The sequence below is a fragment of the Xenorhabdus kozodoii genome (assembly GCF_002632875.1).
GTDB lineage: Bacteria > Pseudomonadota > Gammaproteobacteria > Enterobacterales > Enterobacteriaceae > Xenorhabdus > Xenorhabdus kozodoii.
Map to the genome: position 1 here is coordinate 1 of NZ_NJCX01000093.1, position 853 is coordinate 853.

The window sequence follows — 853 nt, forward strand, 5'->3', positions numbered from 1 at the left end:
ACTAGATAGTGTCGTCATGAAAAATTTGTGCGATGATAATGCCTTATCATTCCATCATAAGAGTCGATTAACCATGAGTACACCCGCACACCGCCGCCATGATATTTCCGATCGCGCCTGGAACCTGCTTGAGCCTCATTTGCCTGGTCGTCAAGGTGCTTGGGGGCGTGTTGCTGAAGATAATCGGCGTTTTATCAATGGCGTGTTTTGGATTTTACGGACAGGGGCACCTTGGCGAGATCTGCATCCTGATTATGGTGACTGGAAAAATACCCACCGTCGTTTTTGTCGCTGGAGAGATAAAGGGATATGGGAAAAGCTGCTCGAACAATTGATTAATGACCCCGATTTCGAGTGGTTAATGATTGATGCCAGCCATATTAAAGTGCATCCTGATGCGGCAGGAGCAAAAGGAGGCAATCAGGATATGGGACTCACAAAAGGGGGCTCAATACAAAGATACATCTGGCCGTGGATGCGCATGGTATGCCGGTCAGAGTTGTTATTACAAGCGGTACCACAGCGGATTGTTCACAAGCTGAGGCCTTGATTGACGGGTTTAATGCCGAACACCTATTAGCGGACAGGGGCTATGATAGCAACGCAATAGTTGAAAAAGCGGAACAACAAGGCATGCAAGTCCAGATCCCCAGCCGGAAAAATCGGAAGGTTGCCAGAGAATATGATCGCGAACTCTACCGGCTTCGCCATTTGGTTGAAAATGCGTTCCTTTATCTTAAACGCTGGCGTGGTATAGCCACACGCTATGCCAAAAATAGCGCGTCTTTTCTTGCCGCAGTGCAAATCCGTTGCCTTGTTCTTTGGTTGAAAATTTCATGACGACAGCGCCTAA

The 853-nt window shown here is 47.7% G+C and carries 1 pseudogene; it reads left to right on the forward strand.

The window, feature by feature from the left end:
- Window positions 1–73: 73 nt before the first annotated feature.
- Window positions 74–840 (forward strand): annotated as a pseudogene (locus Xkoz_RS19240) (IS5 family transposase).
- Window positions 841–853 lie beyond the last annotated feature (13 nt).